Consider the following 16712-nt stretch of genomic DNA (forward strand, 5'->3'; position numbering starts at 1 on the left):
TTTTTTACCTTGCAATTAGCCCCTCAAGCCCATTTCGCGGATTCGTTACAACAGGTATCCCCACCGGCAAATTATCTACGCAAGCTTGTTGATCATTTTTATCAAGGACTTTAACTTTCTTAAAATGAATTACCCCTTCAGCCGAAATAAAGACACCCTGTTCCTCTCCCTGTGTCCAAAGAGCGCTTATAGGTACAAGAACGCCACTGGTCTGGGGGGCATAGTTCCAAGTTATCTCTTGATGTCTTTCAGTTGCTGACCCATCCACATAATGAGGAAACTGAACGATTATACCCATAGGTTTTTCAGATTTACGCATAATTTGAGCATCCATCGTTTGATTTCCTGCTGTTAAACGAATTGTTTTTCCAACAGTGAGATTATCAATACTTGGCAATTGGAGGAAAGCCATGGTCGGCAAAAGATTATTCACGATTTTACCCACAATCTCTCCCGCCTGAACTGTCTGACCAGGGACTTTAACCTTAGAAGTTTGTGCAGCCAATTTTTCCAAATCCATCGACATTATGTTCTCACTGGTAATGATTGTTTCTAAGCCATCGCTTTGATGAAAGAATAACCCACCCATATCCGCAGTTATCACAGTGCTGCCCGGCGAACTCTGATTACTTCCGGAAGAAGCTCCATTTTGCAGTACGGCCGCCAAAGTTTCCCCGCGCCTAAAGCGCTGACCATCTTTGCCGACAAACTGTATCGTTCCTGAACTGGGAGCTTTGACGGGCAGCTCCTGATTCGCAAAAACAGCAGAAACTTTTCGGACATGAGTAATGGTTCCAGACTGAGCTGCACTAAAAGTTATTGTCCCAGCGGAAAAATTCTCTCGATAGTAGCAAAAACCTCCTCCAAACAGGATTAAGAATAGAATCACCCAAAGCCCATATGGATTTCTTTTTTTTCTCTTCTTTTTCTCCATGGACCCCTCCCAGAACCAGTCTCTTTTTTGATGTTCGATACATAAGATCATCTGGAAACATTACTTGGCTCGAGGTAAATCACAGGTAAAAACAGTCCCGACACCAAGTTGGGAAGTAACATCAATAGTTCCCCCTACTCCTTCGACCATATGTTTTACAATACTTAGGCCCAAGCCTGTTCCCCCTTGTTCTCGGGAGCGGGCTTTGTCCACACGATAAAAACGCTCAAAAATCCTGGGCAGCATTTCTTCAGGGATACCACAGCCGGTATCGCCAAACTCCAAGCGAAGATACTCCGGAAAAACTTGCGCATTCAGCCATACTCTTCCCTCAGTTGTATATTTCACAGCATTCTCTAAAAGATTTAAGAGCAGCTGACTTAACAAATCTTCGCCTATAGAAAGAGGCGGCAAATCATCCGGCAGATTAACTTCAACCTCGATATTTTTGACTTGAGCAAAACTAAGAATAACCGGCTGAATCTTTTTATAGGCTTGCTGGAGATAACTTATTTTGCCGGGAGCGAGTCCTCCTCGGTTCTCCCGCCCTTCAAAATGAGCCAGCGTTAAAAGATCTTCAATTAAGCGCTGCAGGCGCAAGGTCTCGGCCTGAATAATCTTTAAGAAACGTTCACGTAATGAAGGGACATCCGCCGCACCATCCAGGAGTGTTTCTACAAACCCTTTAATGGACGTTAAGGGAGTTCTTAACTCATGAGATACATTAGCAACGAATTCTGTGCGCATTTGCTCCAGACGACGAAGTTCAGTAACATCATGCATAACAATCACGGCTCCTCGCGGCTGACCATGTTCATTTAAGATCGGATTAACTTGACTTTGGATAGTCTTTTGACCAAAGCGGGTTTCCCTCGTCGCACTCGGTTCGCCAGAAAGGACATTGTGAATTAGATGTTCCAGTTCTGAATCATAGGTCAGCTCCAGCAAATATTTTAACTTGCGTTCCGTATCCTGACGTTCAAAAATTCTATTCGCTGCTGCGTTAACTAAAACAACCCTGCCTACATGATCAACTGAGACAACTCCTTCTTGCATTCCTGCTAATATTGCCTCCATCTTGTGAGCTTCTTGAGTTCCGTTTTGGACAATCATCTCAACATGCCTCGAAAGGCTGTTCAGTTCAGCCGTAAATTCTCCGATTTCATCGGTAGAATCCGCAAAATCAATTCGTTCAAAGTTACCTCTCGCAATGCGTTGAGTGGCTAGATGAAGTTTTTCCAATCGCTTAGCTAAATAACTGGCATAAACATAAACGGCTCCCGCCGGAAAGCAGATTGCCAGGATTACTACTTCAAAGTCTATCTCCTGTCCGATCATTTTTAATTTTACGCTCTCACCAACCCAAAACAAAAGCAAGGACAATCCTGTCATAACAATGTACAGTCCTGTTAAGCGCCATTTTATGCTCATATTATTACCCTTTAAAACGATAGCCGATTCCGCGCAGAGTTTCTATGTACTCTGGATTCGAGGGATCACGCTCAATTTTTAGCCGCAAATGCCGCACATGGACATCTACAGTACGGGTATCCCCATGATACTCATAGCCCCAAATGCGTTCCAAAAGTTCGTCTCTTGAATACACTTTGCCAGGGTGGGCAGCAAAAACGCGTAAAAGCTCAAATTCTTTTGGCGTTAGCTCAACTTCTTCACCTCGGATGAGAACACGGAAACCATTAATGTCAATACGCAGCTCTCCTCGTACGATCATAGCTTCCGAATCTTCCGGGATATTCAAGCGGCGTAAACGAGCTTTAATTCTTGCCAGCAATTCCCGAGGACTAAAAGGCTTTGTCATATAATCATCTGCCCCAAGCTCCAAACCCAGAACCTTATCGATCTCTTCACCTTTGGCCGTTAACATAATAATCGGTATCTGCTGAAACTTTGTATTTAAACGAAGTCTGCGGCATACCTCTAAACCGTCCATTCCCGGAAGCATGACATCAAGAACAAGCAAATCCGGCTGTTCCTTTTCGATAGCTCCTAAGGCCTCCGGACCATCTTTCGCCACCCGAACCTGATATCCTTCCTTTTCCAGGTTAAATCTAAGCAGTTCTTGAATGGGTTCCTCATCATCCACAACCAATATTGTTGCCACCTAAATCCCCCCAATTCTAATCCAACCTGCCATCCGTCCCGTTCGAGCACCATCACGACGATGAGAAAAAAACCATTCCGGGTTATCTTTTGTGCAAAGGGCCGCCACTGAAATATTATCCCGATGAACACCTTTTTCCAACAATGTAGTTATATTCGCTTCCCACAAATCAAGCTGGTACTGTCCTTCTGAGATCGGACGCAGAAAGGGAGTTTCTGCGTAGTTGGCACGAAATTGACTGGCAACACGTTCATCAACAACGTAGCAGCAGGGACCGATACTGGGTCCGATGGCAGCCCAAGCCTTTTCCGTGCTGCCTCCGGCTTCTTCAAAACACTCTAATGCTCTACGGCCAATTTTCTGTAAGGTTCCCTTCCAGCCCGCATGAGCGATGCCGACCGCCTTAAGATCAGGATAATAGAAATAAAGAGGAACACAATCTGCATAGAATGTCATGAGACCAACGGAACTCTTTGTAATAAGTCCATCGACACCTGGTATAACAGTTTCTTGATCGCGGAGACCTCGGCCGCCATCTTTCTCATCAACCCATACAACCTTAGCTCCATGAATTTGCTCTCCCACGACAGCTCCCTGCCAGGAGACATCCCACAGGCCAAGCCAACGTGAACGATTTTCCAAAACAGCCCCGGCCTCATCACCAACATGGAGTCCCAAATTTAAACTGTCGTAGGGAGAATGGCTGACACCTCCCTTACGTGTCGAGAAGCCTATATCAATTCCTTCTTCAAGCCACTTTGAAATTGTTAGAACGGTGCTTTCTCCTTTTTTTTGCCAGTTCCAGTTCATCCTCTGACTCCTTTAATTTCTTTTTTAATATATCATTTAATAACCATAAGAACAAACCTGCTATTAGTCCTATTTCGACTATTACTAAAAAACATTGGCGAATATCCGGATAATATTTCTATAAAACTTGCCCTGTGCTGAACTAATACAAATAAAGACATAAGCACATGTTCTTAGATTTAAGAACCGTGACTTATGCCTATTACCACAGCTTAAGTACTTTTATCGGCGATCATCATTCTCCGGATGGTATTCAGGCAGATCTTGGGCATCAACTAAAATAACATCCACGCCAATTTTCTTAACCCGTTCCCAAGGAATTATAAAATCCTCAGGTTTTCCGCCGCCAAAAAGCCCCCAACTGCCTCTGGCAGGCCCTGGTACCACCATTCCTTTAACAATACCCTTTTCTAGATCCAAATCGAGATCCTTAATTGGGCCTAACCTTCGACCATCCTTGATATTGACAATATCCAATAAGCGTAAATCTGAGATTCGCATAGATTAATCCCCCCTGATCGAGGCTCAACTGTCATATATCATTATATGAAGGATGGTCTTTAAATAGCCTTGACTTTAAATATTTTTTATACGTACTTGCGCATATGCTGCATAGCCGCCTTTTCTAAGCGGGATACTTGGGCCTGGGATATTCCTATCTCATCAGCTACTTCCATCTGTGTCTTGCCATTAAAAAACCTCAACGATAAAATCAGCTTTTCCCGTTCGCTTAAACGCCTAAGGGCCTCGCGGACTGCAAGCCCCTCTACCCATCCATTGTCTGTCTGTTTATCATCACCGATTTGGTCCATAACAAAAATAGGATCCCCCCCATCATGATAAATCGGCTCAAACAAAGAGATAGGTTCTTGAATAGCATCTAAAGCAAAAATAACATCTTCACGCGGCAGAGACAGCTTACTGGCGATCTCAGCAACCGTTGGTTCACGCGAACACTCACAAACTAATTGATCTCTTACTTGCAAGGCCTTATAAGCAATGTCTCTAAGTGATCGGCTTACCCTAATGGGGTTATTGTCCCTTAAGTACCGGCGAATTTCTCCAATGATCATGGGCACAGCGTAAGTTGAAAACTTTACGTTTTGGCTAAGATCAAAGTTGTCAATCGCTTTCATCAATCCAATACATCCGACCTGAAATAAATCGTCAACATATTCGCCTCGATTTGTAAATCTTTGAATCACGCTAAGTACAAGGCGAAGATTCCCATGAATTAATTTTTCTCGTGCACTGCGATCTCCGGCTTGATAAATCACAAACAGCTCTTTCATTTTCGCACTGGATAGAACAGGTAATTTCGAGGTGTTCACGCCACAGATTTCAACTTTATTTAATGCCAACTTAAGAGCACCTCCCCAGACAATTCTGTTGGAAAGTATGCCCGTTGACCGTTTTACTTATTCTAACCGACAAAATTCTTTTCGTAATCTACGAATTATTCTTTTTTCGAGTCTTGAAATGTAGGACTGTGAAATACCAAGTCGATCCGCCACCTCCTTTTGAGTTTTTTCTACCCCATTATCTAAACCAAACCTTAATTCCATAATAATTTTTTCTCGGTTTGTCAGTCTTTCCATAGCTAAATGCAATAACTGCCGGTCAACTTGTTCTTCAATAGGTTTAGAGATGACATCATTTTCTGTTCCCAGTACATCAGAAAGCAATAACTCATTCCCATCCCAATCAATGTTTAAAGGTTCATCAAAAGATACTTCAGAACGAGTCTTGTTATTACGTCTAAGATACATCAAAATCTCATTTTCGATACAACGGGAAGCATAAGTTGCTAATTTTATCTTCTTTTGAGGATCAAACGTGTTAACCGCTTTGATTAAGCCAATGGTTCCGATAGAAACCAGATCTTCAATGCCTATCCCGGTATTTTCAAACTTTCTGGCAATGTACACTACGAGCCTAAGGTTGCGTTCAATTAAGATATCTCTGATCGAAGGATCACCCATTTCGAGACGTTCTAAGAGCATTCCTTCTTCGTCCGAATTTAGAGGAGGGGGCAGGGCTTCACTGCTTCCGACATAATAGATACCTCGTACCGAAAAGAATTTCCGGCGAAACACGACCCAAAAACGGTTAATTTTATCGAGAACATTACTCCACCACATCAATTATTCATCTCCACCTTTCTGCAATAGTTCCGGGTGCAGTAACGCTTGATATTCACCCTCCGAACTTAATATTTGTTTAACAAGAGCCACAGTTGCCTGGATTTGGTGAGGTCCATCCTTGTCAAAACAAGTGACCCGAGCAGGCCTGATCCCCAGAAGCCAACTCCGGCGATCAATGGTTTGAAAGGGAATAAAAACAAGACGCTTCATTAAATTCGGATTTTCTTTCCATAAGAACGGCCATGGATCCTTACTTTCCTCCCAGGGTATTTCCAGAAAGGACTGTATTTCATCGGGTATCGAGGCCGCTGCAGCCTCTTCTTGCACGAGTAAGACTGGATTGCCATTCAACGGGTCCTTCAGCTGATTGCCTGTATCCAACAAGGCTTTAAAATTGATGAGTTTTTGACCATCACCTTCGAAATCAATTTCCAGCTCAAAAAGGTTTTTTTCTAAGCGGCAGCGTCCTGTCTGCCATCGCTGCCAGCGGTCTTGTAGTATCCACCATAAAAATCCCGACAAGGGCAAAATCCAAAAAGTTCCTTTGACAAGGGTAAGTGTGTTGTGATCTAGGCCCTTATCAAACTGTATCCACCCCCATAAAGCATAAACAAACCCCCCGAGTCCGGCGGAAAAAAGCCAAAACCCCAGGAAGACTTTAAGAAAAACTTTCAAACTCCGGATAGGATAGGCTGCTAAAACCATGAGAAAAGGGATGAGCCACTTGCTCAGAGTCGTCCAGGGCGGACAGGAATAGCACACTAAAATTACCGGAATTTCCCCAAGCAATACCCCAGCCAGTATTCGTTTCGACCGAATTGGCAAATGAATCATTCGGCCCACTAGAACAAGAAGCAGTGCATCTACACTTCCATTTATGAGCATATCTAAATCAAGATAAGTCATCGCTCCATTCATTGACGCATCCTTTCCAGATCTCTACTAAAAATTATAGCTTAGCGACAGAGGAAAAAGCTGTCGCTTTCAGTGGTCCTGTTTGGGATTTTTTAGGAGAATGAATACGAGTCGTGTAGTTTTAGATCAAACTTGGCTGTTGCCAAGCCTCCATGGATCGACGAGTTAGAAAGGTCGGGTAAGTACAAGCGAAAATATAATATAGCCGGAAGTTACAGTTCCGCCCCAGAAACAGAGTTTTGGTGGTACTATGCAGCATGGTGATCCGACACACGAAAAAACCTGTCGGGAATGCTTGGTTCATTCCCGACAGGCATAAATGACGATCTTGTAGAGGATTAAGTTAACACCCTTGCTGTAGTTCTTGTAAAACGGCAACCACCTCTTGTGAGGCTTGAGCCATCTCACGAAGCAGTTGTCCCCCTCTCGTTTTGTCGCCTTGTTCTATCGCTGCGGCCGCTTCACGAGCCAGTTCATGAACTAGTTTATGCGGCGCTTCCAGCTTGGTCAAAACATTGGAGGAACGGAAGTGTAGGGAGTGGCTGCTTTCAACCCATTGACCTAAACGACAGTCATGATGGTCACCGATTTGTTTGGCAGTCAGATGCTCATACCCCAAAAGTAAGTTGTAAATTCGCCATGTCCATAAGAGATGGTCTGTTTTACACAATTCCAAAGCTTGATAATCGGACATATTAGGAACTCTTGTAACTTCTTCTGAACGAATCGTTTCTAGATCCCGACTAAGATCATAAATTCCTTGACCGGTTACTTCGGCGATGTTTTTAATTTCTTCAGCGGCCAGAGTTAACGTAGAAATGCTTCCGGCCGCTTCTTGAACAGCTGCACTCTGCTCTTCACTGCTGGCAGCAATGTTTTGGATATCTTCTGTGATAGACGTGAAATTTTCGATGATTCCCTCTAAGGATGATGCTGCTTCCTGCATTATCGTTTTACCATTGTACATCGTTTGCGACAGTGTCACAATTTTCTGATTTGTTTCGAAAGAACTCTGACTAAGAACAGCAATTTTCTGATGGATATCAGTCACTGATGTCGTTGTATGTTCGGCAAGTTTACGCACCTCATCCGCAACCACAGCAAATCCGCGGCCCTGCTCACCGGCACGGGCCGCTTCGATAGCTGCATTTAGAGCCAATAAATTTGTTTGATCAGCCACACCGGCAATAACCGTCACAATTTTCTCAATGTCCTTCATGGAATTCAATACTTCTTGAACCTGTCGGCTGACTATGGAAAATTCATCAAATGAACGTTCAACAAAGAGAATGGCTTCTTGTATTTTTTCACCTCCGGAAACAGCTGCCGTCGTCGCTTGCTCAACAAACCCTGAGGAATTGGTAGCAGACTGGGCTACCTGATCCGAAGAAGCGCCCAATTCCTCAGACTGGGCAGCAAGGCTTGTTAAATGATCCGCTTGTTCCTCCACCTTATGCAGCATTTGACGGATTGAGGTCATACTAATCAGTCGCTTGACAGAGTTATCGATATCCTTCAATGAAGCCGAAGATGCCTCCTGTCTCTCGGCAATGACGCGGTTAAGAATTTCCACCACAGGATAAAGGGGACTTGAAGTCTCAATATCGACTTCCAAGGACCTGGTAAAATCGGATTGGCTTAAAGCCTTATACATCTTTTCACAATCGGAATTAGGCGTAAGAATTTCGGAACTCTTACCTTTGAATAATCCCATACAGACATCATCATCCTTCTAATCTTAAATTCCCTAATTATTTTGCAACATTCTACATTATTCTTCGATTTCCTTCATAGAAAACTAAGTTTTTAAAAATAATTACTATCTGAAACTTATAATAGCAATTAATCAGAATACTCCCTTCGCAAACGCCTGCTAAATCAATTCGCTAATTGAGGATAAGATTTGTCAAATATTAAAGCACTCCCCAAAGGGAGTGCTTTAATACAGCTAAGAGCAATAATCATTAAGATGTTTTATATTCACTTACGGCGCCGCAGAAACTCGGGAATATCAATATCTACTTCTTTAGTTACCGGTTTAATGATGGTAGTTTCCTGAGACTTACTTTGCGCTCCCGAAAGGCCTGCGTATTGCTGATCAAAACCAGTAGCAATAACAGTAACCCTTAATTCCTCTTTAAGATTCTCATCGATTACAGCACCAAAGATAATGTTAGCCTCGGGATCTGCCGCTTCAGAAATAATTCCTGCCGCCTCATTGACTTCAAAGAGCGTTAAATTGATTCCACCCGTGATGTTTAGCAGCACTCCCTTGGCACCTTCGATTGACGTTTCCAGCAAAGGACTGGAGATAGCTTTCCGGGCAGCATCAACGGCTCGATTCTCGCCTGTGGCTTGTCCGATTCCCATTAAGGCAGAACCGGTATTAGACATAATAGTCTTCACATCTGCAAAGTCTAAATTGATCAACCCCGGTACTGCTATTAAATCCGAAATCCCCTGTACCCCTTGGCGCAGAACATCATCGGCAATCCGAAATGCTTCATGGATCGTCGTGTGCTTGTCCACAACCTGAAGCAAACGGTCGTTAGGTATTGTAATTAAAGTATCTACTTTACTTTTAAGTTCTGCAATCCCCTTTTCAGCTTGCATAGCCCTTTTACGTCCTTCAAAAGTAAAGGGCCTGGTCACAACACCTACTGTGAGGGCTCCCATCTCCTTTGCCACTTCAGCAACAATTGGTGCTCCTCCTGTACCTGTGCCGCCGCCCATACCAGCCGTTACAAAAACCATATCCGCACCCTTAAGAGCCTTAGCCAATTCTTCGCGGCTTTCTTCCGCCGCTTTAGCCCCGATATCAGGGTTTGCGCCTGCTCCAAGGCCTTTAGTTAACTTTATCCCAATTTGCACTTTTTGACTCGCATGTGAAAGCTGCAGAGCCTGTGAATCTGTATTAACAGTTATAAAATTTACCCCTTGTAAACCAGCGGTAATCATACGATTCACCGCGTTATTTCCTCCGCCACCCACACCAATTACCCTTATTTCGGCTATTTGGTTTAAATCAGTTTCAAATTCTAGCATCTAGGTTTAACCCCCTCGCTTATTCTGACCGAACACAAAGAAAAATGAGCCTTGTTATAACAATTCTCTCTAAAAGCACCTTAGGCAATAGATTATAATTTCTAACAAACTGCCGGCGCGAAAACTTAAAATCCACTTGCTTAACATTTTAATACATATGACCTTACAAATTCTATATGTACAGGCCTTATCCCTTTTTTTTAAAATAAAAACTTTCAGCAAAATGCATAGTTTATGCCCTGTATTGCTACTTTTTTAACAGGTGGCGCCGAATACTTCCAAGGTTATTGAACAAGCGCACGCCAAAGGCTACAATTGCCGCTAAATAAAGATCAACTCCAATTCGATCTCCCACATAGGCTAAAGCCGCTGCTAAAAGCATGTTGCTAAAAAAGCCGCTTAGAAATACAGTACTGTCGAAATGGTCCTCCTGAGCTGAACGAATACCTCCTAAAACGGAATCCAAAGCAGCTAAAATTCCTACAGAAAAGTATTTGGCGTATTCTATCGGGACAGAAAAAGGACTGACATACCCAATTGCTAACCCTAGCACTAAGCCTAATAGCGGTAACCACATTTATAAGATCCTCCCCCGACTCAGCGGCCAATAACCGGTTTGGCTGCTGTAAAATCAATATAGCGTACCCCTTGCTGGAATGATTTATACTCTTTATCATTAATTAATTGCCAAAGAGCATTTAATTTATCCTTCCATTCATTTGCTTGTCCAAGCCGAACCTCTACACCGCTTGTTAAGAACAATGTCATTTGCTGGACCGAGTTAACATTAAGTTCTCCTATCTGCCCCAATAGTTCCTTAGGAGCTTGTCCTAACAAACTAAGAGCCGCAGTTAGAGAAGGATTGCTTAAATTCTGACCTGGCCCGATTGTGTCCGAGACTTTAACTCCCGTTATGACCGGATGATCTGTTTTAGGCCAACTCTCTAACCGCCGTAAAAAAGTTCCCTGGGCATCTACCTCCAATACTCCTTTTGGAACAGCGACCAATGCTGCAGGCGTCCGTTCAGTAATCTGAATCACTAAAGTGTGGGGCAGCACCCTCTTAAAAGTTACATCTTGGACGAGAGGATGCAGAAAAATCTTATTCTTGAGATCTTCTTGATCGAAGAGTAACAGATTCTGTCCTTGAACTCCGTTGGCTAATTTTAAAATCTCATTTTCCGGAATAATACTTAGGCCTTGAACCTTAATAGTTCGTACGACAAACGCACTGGAGCGAAAGAATAAAGCCAAACCCAGTGCGAGTAATATTGTCAATGCCGTCAGATAGAGGAAGGTTGTATTTGTTTTCTTGGAAGTCATAGCGATTCCTCCTTGTTCCAAGTATAACGAATACAAACCTATTCTGTCATGCCCTTTGAAAAATTTTTTCGAAATAAATTCTTTACATTCTTCAGTATGGAAGAAATCCCTAACCTTTAGGTGCGACCCTCAGCATTTTTGCACCTATATGACGGTATTTTTCTTCTAAATTCTCATAACCCCGATCGATATAATCGACTCTTTCCAAGACCGTCGCTTCTTCAGCAGCTAAAGCGGCTAAAAAAAGAGCGGCCCCGGCCCTAAGATCTGTGGCCTCTACGAAAGCTCCTTCTAAATTTTTGACTCCGCGAATAATGACAGTTCTGCCTTCAACCTTAATTTGAGCTCCCATTCGACACAACTCATCCACATGCTGAAAACGGTTTTCAAAGATCGTTTCAGTGATAACGCTGGTCCCCTCTGCGCAGGCCAGCATAGCCATAAACTGTGGCTGCATATCGGTCGGAAATCCGGGGTAAGGCATTGTTTTAAGATCTATACTATGAATTTTGCCTTTCCGCTCGACCCTAACTGCATCATCAAGAAGAGTAATCTTGGCCCCTGCCTGACGTAATTTAGCAATAACAGGCTCTAGATGTTCCGGGACAACATTCTCAATCGTTAAATCTCCCTCAGTCATAACGGCTGCTATCATATGCGTTCCCGCCTCAATTCGATCCGGGATCACTGTATGCTCAGCCGGTCTTAGGATGTCTGCCCCGTCAATTCTCAGGACATCCATTCCCGCCCCACGCACTTTAGCACCCATTTTATTAAGGAAGTTTTGCAAATCAACTATTTCCGGTTCACGAGCAGCATTACGGATCACCGTAGTTCCCTTGGCTAAAACTGCTGCCATCATGATGTTTTCGGTAGCCCCTACACTCGGTACATCAAGATAAACTTCTGCCCCCTCTAAGCGATCTGCCCAAGCTTCTATATAGCCATGTCTTTCTTTGATCTTCACTCCAAGCTGCTGCAGACCTTTAATATGTTGATCCATCGGACGAGATCCTATGGCACACCCGCCGGGCCGTGAAATTTTCACCCGTCCATAGCGTGCCAATAACGGCCCTAATATTAAATTAGAGGCACGCATTTTCCGCATCAACTCTTCATCAACATCACAAAATTCCAAGGCTGCAGCATCTATGTTTAACCCTTCATTTTGACGTTGTACTTTGCAGCCCAAGTGTTCCAGAACCTCAATCATATGTCTGATATCCGCCAAAGCTGGGATTTCTAACAACGTGGAAGTTCCTTCGGCAAGCAGAGTTGCCGCAAGTAAAGGAAGGGAAGAGTTTTTGGCCCCACTAACACGAATTGTTCCCTCTAACCTTTGTTTTCCCGTAATGACATAGCGATCCATAGCCATAGTTTTTCTCCTCCTTGGTGTCACTACTTTCCTGGCAAACCTTTTATCCAGTTTTTAAGACCCGCAATTCTCACTTCCCCAAATATTTTATTTCCGTCTGCAAAGCAATCCCATATTTATGTTGAATATCCTCCTGAATCTCCGCGATCAGAACAAGGACATCGGAGGCTTTAGCTCCACCCGTATTAACAATGAAATTAGCATGTTTCGTTGAAACCAGAGCACCTCCAACGCTCTTTCCTTTCCAACCGGCAGTTTCAATCAAACGCCCTGCGGAATCGCCGGGTGGATTGCGAAAAATACTCCCGGCATTAGGAACTTCAAGGGGCTGATTAATAGCCCTCTGTCTTAAATTTTCCTGCATACTGCGTAAAATTGCCTCCTTGTTTCCCGGCGAAAATTTAAGGGTAGCTTCCATAATCCAAGCCTCTCCGCTCAAGGAGCAATAACGATAACCAAACTCTATTTCCTCTCTCTTAAGCCTTCGCCAAGATCCCTCTGTTGTGAGAATCGATACACTTTCGATTTGAGAAGCAATTTCTCCGCCGTGTGCACCGGCATTCATGATCACTGCCCCCCCAACAGAGCCAGGAATTCCACGTGCAAATTCTAAGCCGCTCCATCCACGATCTCCGGTTTCCTGAGCTAAACGTGCCAAGGGGTATCCTGCTTGAACTCTAACTGAATAATCATCCCAGTCGATAGACCGCAGTGACGTGGTTACCAGCGTAATCCCCGGAAGACCTTGATCAGATATTAAAAGATTAGAACCCCGGCCAATCAGCCAAAGGGGAACTTTGGCCGCCATTGCTCGTTCTATAACCTCTTTAAGATCGTCTGTCGTTTGCGGCCAATAGGCGAACTCAGCAGGTCCGCCGATTTTCCATGTCGTTAACTCCTTCAGTGAGTAATTCTTCTCCACACGTCCGGGCATTCCATCCAAAACCATTACCGTTCCACCTCAAATTATCCGTCATTATGTTATCTGTCCAAGCGGACTTAAGGGCAAATGTTATGTCGAGCCAGGAAACTCCCAGGTTCAGGCACATTGCTATTGACGCCGCTGCGGAGGGTTCCTCCGCAGGATTGGGCCGCCTGGGCAAATGCCCTACATAAGTCTCGCCCTCTCCTCTATAAAAGTCAATCCCCATTTCGTTTCGTTTCCATAGGACTTCTGAACTAGAGTTGGCCAAGCATCTTCCCATGGTCTCTTTTCCTGCCAGCATCGATAACCAGGAATCCGGCAGAACCCAGATAAAGCCGGGCCTTTCCTCACATTTCCATGTTCTATCCTTAGTTTGCCAGAGGATGGAGGGTTCGAAACCTGCTTCCTTTAAGATATGCCCCGCCAAGGGGTAACCTTCAGTCAAAACTTCCTGCTCAGAAAACGGTATAACAATTTCGTTTTCAAAAAAATTATGTAAATATACATTAATAGATTGAACCGACAGACTGTACTTCAAAATCTGCTGAGGCCGCCAATCAACGTCGTCAAGACCAGGCCAAACAACAACTTCGGTAAAAGGGCCGATTTCATTGGCGCTACAGGCAAATGGTTTTTCCAGCCAATCCTGAGACGAGACAGAGCTAATTTCCGGTCCTGCAGGATCAAGCTCGACAAAATCGAGATTGAATTCCTTAAAGAGAGCTCGAGCCCCATCAATTCCCGGAGCTCCGGAAGGAGCAACTAAGAGCAATCTTCTTCTCGGCCACACACGCCTCACTCCTCTTCTTTATTACTGCCATATCCTATGCATTGAGGCCAGAAGGTGTGAGCAAAGGAGAAGTTGGTTATTCACGTTCAAGACTTAAAACTAGTGCCACGCTGTCTCCAAACAAAGATTCACAATTTTATTTAAGGCTTGTGGTTTAGCCATTGCACGGGATGCGATGCCCATTTCTTTCAGCCGAGCTGGAGAAGAAATTAATTCCTCAACATCCTGCCATAACTTTTCCCCAGTTAATACACGGTCTAAGATCATTCGAGCAGCGCCGGAATCCACCATGGCCTGGGCATTATATTCCTGGTGATTCTCAGCAGCAAAGGGATAGGGCACCAAAATGCCGGGAACACCGGCAACTTGTATCTCTGCTAAAGATGCAGCTCCGGCACGGCCTATAAAGAGATCAGAACAGGCCAAGGCTTCAGGCATATCTTTTAAGTACTCAAGGATACGCCATTGGGGACTTTTCCAGGGAATCCCTTGAGCTTCCAAACCCTCAATGGTTTCCTGATACGTAACATTCCCGGTAGCCCAAATCACCTGTATCTCCGGACGCTGAAGCAGATGTTCCAGGACCACGGTCATAGCCTGGTTCAGAGTTCTGGCACCACGGCTTCCGCCTGTAACGAGGACAGTTAACTGATCCGGCTGCAATCCTAAATGCTTAGCACCGATGCTGCGGGTTACCCGGCCAATGTCTGGACGCACTGGCAAACCGACTAATTCTAATTTATTTTGGGTTCCAAAACGGGCCATACTTTCGGGAAACGTAACCATCACCCGCTTTACAACCTTGGCCAGGAGGCGATTGGTAATACCCGGTAAAGCGTTTTGCTCGTGGAGCATTGTTGGAATATGAAACAGGGCTGCCGTAAGTACAACAGGCCCGGATACATATCCACCCGTTCCAACGACTAAGTCCGGATGGAATTTACGCAATAAATCCTTGGTCTGCCAGAGAGCTTTTATACTTTCTCCCATAACTTTGATCGTATCCAAGCTCAGCTTCCGCGGGAGACCTTTACCGGAAATCCCGGCGAACTCTATGCCGGCCTCCGGTACCAAACGAGCTTCCATTCCGTTTCGAGTTCCCACATAAAGGATCTTAGTTTCGGAATCCCTTGCCAATAATCCCTTAGCAATAGCCAAAGCAGGATAAATATGCCCGCCTGTTCCTCCGCCTGTCAGCATTACACGCACCGATCTATACCCCTTCCTTACCTAATTTCCCGGGAAATTCGAAGCAAGACTCCGACACCCAGCATTGTAAAAACCAAGGAGGTTCCTCCATAACTGATAAAGGGCAGCGTTATCCCTGTTACAGGCAATACACCGCTTACAACCCCCATATTGATCATAGCTTGAATGGATATCATAGCCGTTAGGCCAACTGCCAACAGACCGGAAAAAACATCCTCAGATCTCATGGCCACACGAAATCCTCTCCAAGCGAACAGGAAAAACAACATGACAACTAACGTAGCTCCAACAAAACCAAGTTCTTCTCCAATCATGGCAAAAATAAAATCAGTATGATTCTCAGGCAAATAGAGGAATTTTTGCCGGCTTTGCCCTAATCCCAAACCAAATAGCCCTCCCGGCCCTAAGGCTAACAGGGCTTGGATCGTTTGATATCCGTTACCGAGAGGATCTGCCCAGGGATCAAGGAAGGCAAAAATCCTCCGCATTCTGTAGGGCGCAGCAGCAATTGCCGCTACGACCAAACCTAATCCGCTTCCGCCTAATCCTAAAATATGTGAAGTTTTGGCACCAGCAGCAATCAACATAAAAAAGGTTGTCGCTGCAATTACTAAGGTTGTTCCCAGGTCGGGCTGGAGCATAATCAGCCCTGCAATTAACCCCATCAGACCGAGAACGGGCAAAACCCCTTTGCGAAAGGATTGAATCTTATGAGGGTTTAAGGCCAGAAGATGCGCCATCACTAAAACCATGGAAAGCTTGATTACTTCGGAAGGCTGTATAGATAAAGGACCAAGGCCGATCCAACGATCGGCACCATTTACTCGCCGACCAAGTCCAGGCACTTTAACCGCCACCAACAGGACAATAGCAATGTAAAGGGCTGGTTTCGCAAATCGGCGCAGCATTTGTAAATCAACCCTATAACTCACCAACATAGCTAACAATCCCAAGGACACCCAAATCGATTCAGCCTTGAGAAAATGATAAGGATCATCGAACTGAATGTATCCTCGCACTGCACTCGAGCTATAGACCATAATAAAGCCTATCCCCAGCAAGGCTAAAATCGCGCCCAACAAAACCAAATCCGGTCGGTGATACCTTCGCACATAGAGTT

General features: G+C 44.5%; 17 protein-coding genes. All 17 read right to left on the reverse strand.

All coding sequences use genetic code 11. From position 1 onward, the window contains the following. Positions 1–4: 4 nt before the first annotated feature. Positions 5–934, reverse strand: a complete 930-nt coding sequence (locus DEAC_RS14360) for a biotin/lipoyl attachment domain-containing protein (protein WP_047810768.1) — start codon at positions 932–934, stop codon at positions 5–7. 60 nt (positions 935–994) lie between these two features. Next, positions 995–2365: a HAMP domain-containing sensor histidine kinase gene (locus tag DEAC_RS14365; protein ID WP_047810769.1), complete on the reverse strand. Its 1371-nt coding sequence runs from the start codon at positions 2363–2365 to the stop codon at positions 995–997. A gap of 4 nt (positions 2366–2369) precedes the next feature. Continuing rightward, complete coding sequence (locus DEAC_RS14370; protein ID WP_047810770.1) at positions 2370–3056, reverse strand: response regulator transcription factor; 687 nt, start codon at positions 3054–3056, stop codon at positions 2370–2372. Then, on the reverse strand, positions 3057–3866 hold the full coding sequence (gene pgeF / locus DEAC_RS14375) for a peptidoglycan editing factor PgeF (protein ID WP_047810771.1): 810 nt from the start codon (positions 3864–3866) through the stop codon (positions 3057–3059). Between the two features lie 222 nt (positions 3867–4088). Further along, positions 4089–4367, reverse strand: coding sequence for a YlmC/YmxH family sporulation protein (locus DEAC_RS14380; protein ID WP_047810772.1), 279 nt, complete (start codon positions 4365–4367; stop codon positions 4089–4091). A gap of 86 nt (positions 4368–4453) precedes the next feature. Further along, positions 4454–5227 (reverse strand): RNA polymerase sporulation sigma factor SigG, encoded by a 774-nt coding sequence (gene sigG / locus DEAC_RS14385; protein ID WP_047810773.1) that lies wholly within the window; start codon positions 5225–5227, stop codon positions 4454–4456. A gap of 57 nt (positions 5228–5284) precedes the next feature. Beyond that, the gene (gene sigE / locus DEAC_RS14390; protein WP_427846269.1) at positions 5285–6007 is read right to left on the reverse strand and encodes an RNA polymerase sporulation sigma factor SigE; all 723 of its coding nucleotides are present in this window, start codon (positions 6005–6007) and stop codon (positions 5285–5287) included. Positions 6008–6010: 3 nt separating this feature from the next. Next, positions 6011–6916 carry a sigma-E processing peptidase SpoIIGA gene (locus DEAC_RS14395; protein WP_242847167.1) on the reverse strand — a complete coding sequence of 302 codons (906 nt, stop codon included), beginning with the start codon at positions 6914–6916 and terminating at the stop codon, positions 6011–6013. Between the two features lie 352 nt (positions 6917–7268). Further along, positions 7269–8639 carry a methyl-accepting chemotaxis protein gene (locus DEAC_RS14400; protein WP_047810776.1) on the reverse strand — a complete coding sequence of 457 codons (1371 nt, stop codon included), beginning with the start codon at positions 8637–8639 and terminating at the stop codon, positions 7269–7271. A gap of 266 nt (positions 8640–8905) precedes the next feature. Beyond that, positions 8906–9970, reverse strand: a complete 1065-nt coding sequence (gene ftsZ / locus DEAC_RS14405) for a cell division protein FtsZ (protein ID WP_047810777.1) — start codon at positions 9968–9970, stop codon at positions 8906–8908. Between the two features lie 247 nt (positions 9971–10217). Then, positions 10218–10547, reverse strand: coding sequence for a small basic family protein (locus DEAC_RS14410; protein WP_047810778.1), 330 nt, complete (start codon positions 10545–10547; stop codon positions 10218–10220). Between the two features lie 20 nt (positions 10548–10567). After that, a complete protein-coding gene (locus tag DEAC_RS14415) occupies positions 10568–11293 on the reverse strand; it encodes a cell division protein FtsQ/DivIB (protein WP_047810779.1) in 726 nt (241 codons plus the stop codon). A gap of 109 nt (positions 11294–11402) precedes the next feature. Beyond that, complete coding sequence (gene murA, locus DEAC_RS14420; protein ID WP_047810780.1) at positions 11403–12668, reverse strand: UDP-N-acetylglucosamine 1-carboxyvinyltransferase; 1266 nt, start codon at positions 12666–12668, stop codon at positions 11403–11405. Between the two features lie 70 nt (positions 12669–12738). Further along, positions 12739–13617 carry a UDP-N-acetylmuramate dehydrogenase gene (murB, locus tag DEAC_RS14425; RefSeq protein ID WP_200903143.1) on the reverse strand — a complete coding sequence of 293 codons (879 nt, stop codon included), beginning with the start codon at positions 13615–13617 and terminating at the stop codon, positions 12739–12741. Next, positions 13532–14383 (reverse strand): hypothetical protein, encoded by an 852-nt coding sequence (locus DEAC_RS14430; RefSeq protein ID WP_047810781.1) that lies wholly within the window; start codon positions 14381–14383, stop codon positions 13532–13534. Before DEAC_RS14430 ends, murB begins: the two co-directional genes overlap by 86 nt. Positions 14384–14482: 99 nt before the next feature. Further along, complete coding sequence (murG, locus tag DEAC_RS14435) at positions 14483–15592, reverse strand: undecaprenyldiphospho-muramoylpentapeptide beta-N-acetylglucosaminyltransferase (RefSeq protein ID WP_047810782.1); 1110 nt, start codon at positions 15590–15592, stop codon at positions 14483–14485. 17 nt (positions 15593–15609) lie between these two features. After that, positions 15610–16704, reverse strand: coding sequence for a stage V sporulation protein E (spoVE, locus tag DEAC_RS14440; RefSeq protein ID WP_047810783.1), 1095 nt, complete (start codon positions 16702–16704; stop codon positions 15610–15612). Positions 16705–16712 lie beyond the last annotated feature (8 nt).

The organism is Desulfosporosinus acididurans, assembly GCF_001029285.1.
Taxonomy (GTDB): domain Bacteria; phylum Bacillota; class Desulfitobacteriia; order Desulfitobacteriales; family Desulfitobacteriaceae; genus Desulfosporosinus; species Desulfosporosinus acididurans.

Excerpts from the sequence above, each read along its gene's own strand:
- DEAC_RS14360 (WP_047810768.1), bottom strand. The coding sequence starts at position 934 with ATGGAGAAAAAGAAGAGAAAAAAAAGAAATCCATATGGGCTTTGGGTG.
- DEAC_RS14365 (WP_047810769.1), bottom strand. The coding sequence starts at position 2,365 with ATGAGCATAAAATGGCGCTTAACAGGACTGTACATTGTTATGACAGGA.
- pgeF (WP_047810771.1), bottom strand. The coding sequence starts at position 3,866 with ATGAACTGGAACTGGCAAAAAAAAGGAGAAAGCACCGTTCTAACAATT.
- DEAC_RS14380 (WP_047810772.1), bottom strand. The coding sequence starts at position 4,367 with ATGCGAATCTCAGATTTACGCTTATTGGATATTGTCAATATCAAGGAT.
- sigE (WP_427846269.1), bottom strand. The coding sequence starts at position 6,007 with ATGTGGTGGAGTAATGTTCTCGATAAAATTAACCGTTTTTGGGTCGTG.
- DEAC_RS14395 (WP_242847167.1), bottom strand. The coding sequence starts at position 6,916 with ATGACTTATCTTGATTTAGATATGCTCATAAATGGAAGTGTAGATGCA.
- DEAC_RS14400 (WP_047810776.1), bottom strand. The coding sequence starts at position 8,639 with ATGGGATTATTCAAAGGTAAGAGTTCCGAAATTCTTACGCCTAATTCC.
- ftsZ (WP_047810777.1), bottom strand. The coding sequence starts at position 9,970 with ATGCTAGAATTTGAAACTGATTTAAACCAAATAGCCGAAATAAGGGTA.
- DEAC_RS14410 (WP_047810778.1), bottom strand. The coding sequence starts at position 10,547 with ATGTGGTTACCGCTATTAGGCTTAGTGCTAGGGTTAGCAATTGGGTAT.
- DEAC_RS14415 (WP_047810779.1), bottom strand. The coding sequence starts at position 11,293 with ATGACTTCCAAGAAAACAAATACAACCTTCCTCTATCTGACGGCATTG.
- murA (WP_047810780.1), bottom strand. The coding sequence starts at position 12,668 with ATGGCTATGGATCGCTATGTCATTACGGGAAAACAAAGGTTAGAGGGA.
- murB (WP_200903143.1), bottom strand. The coding sequence starts at position 13,617 with ATGGTTTTGGATGGAATGCCCGGACGTGTGGAGAAGAATTACTCACTG.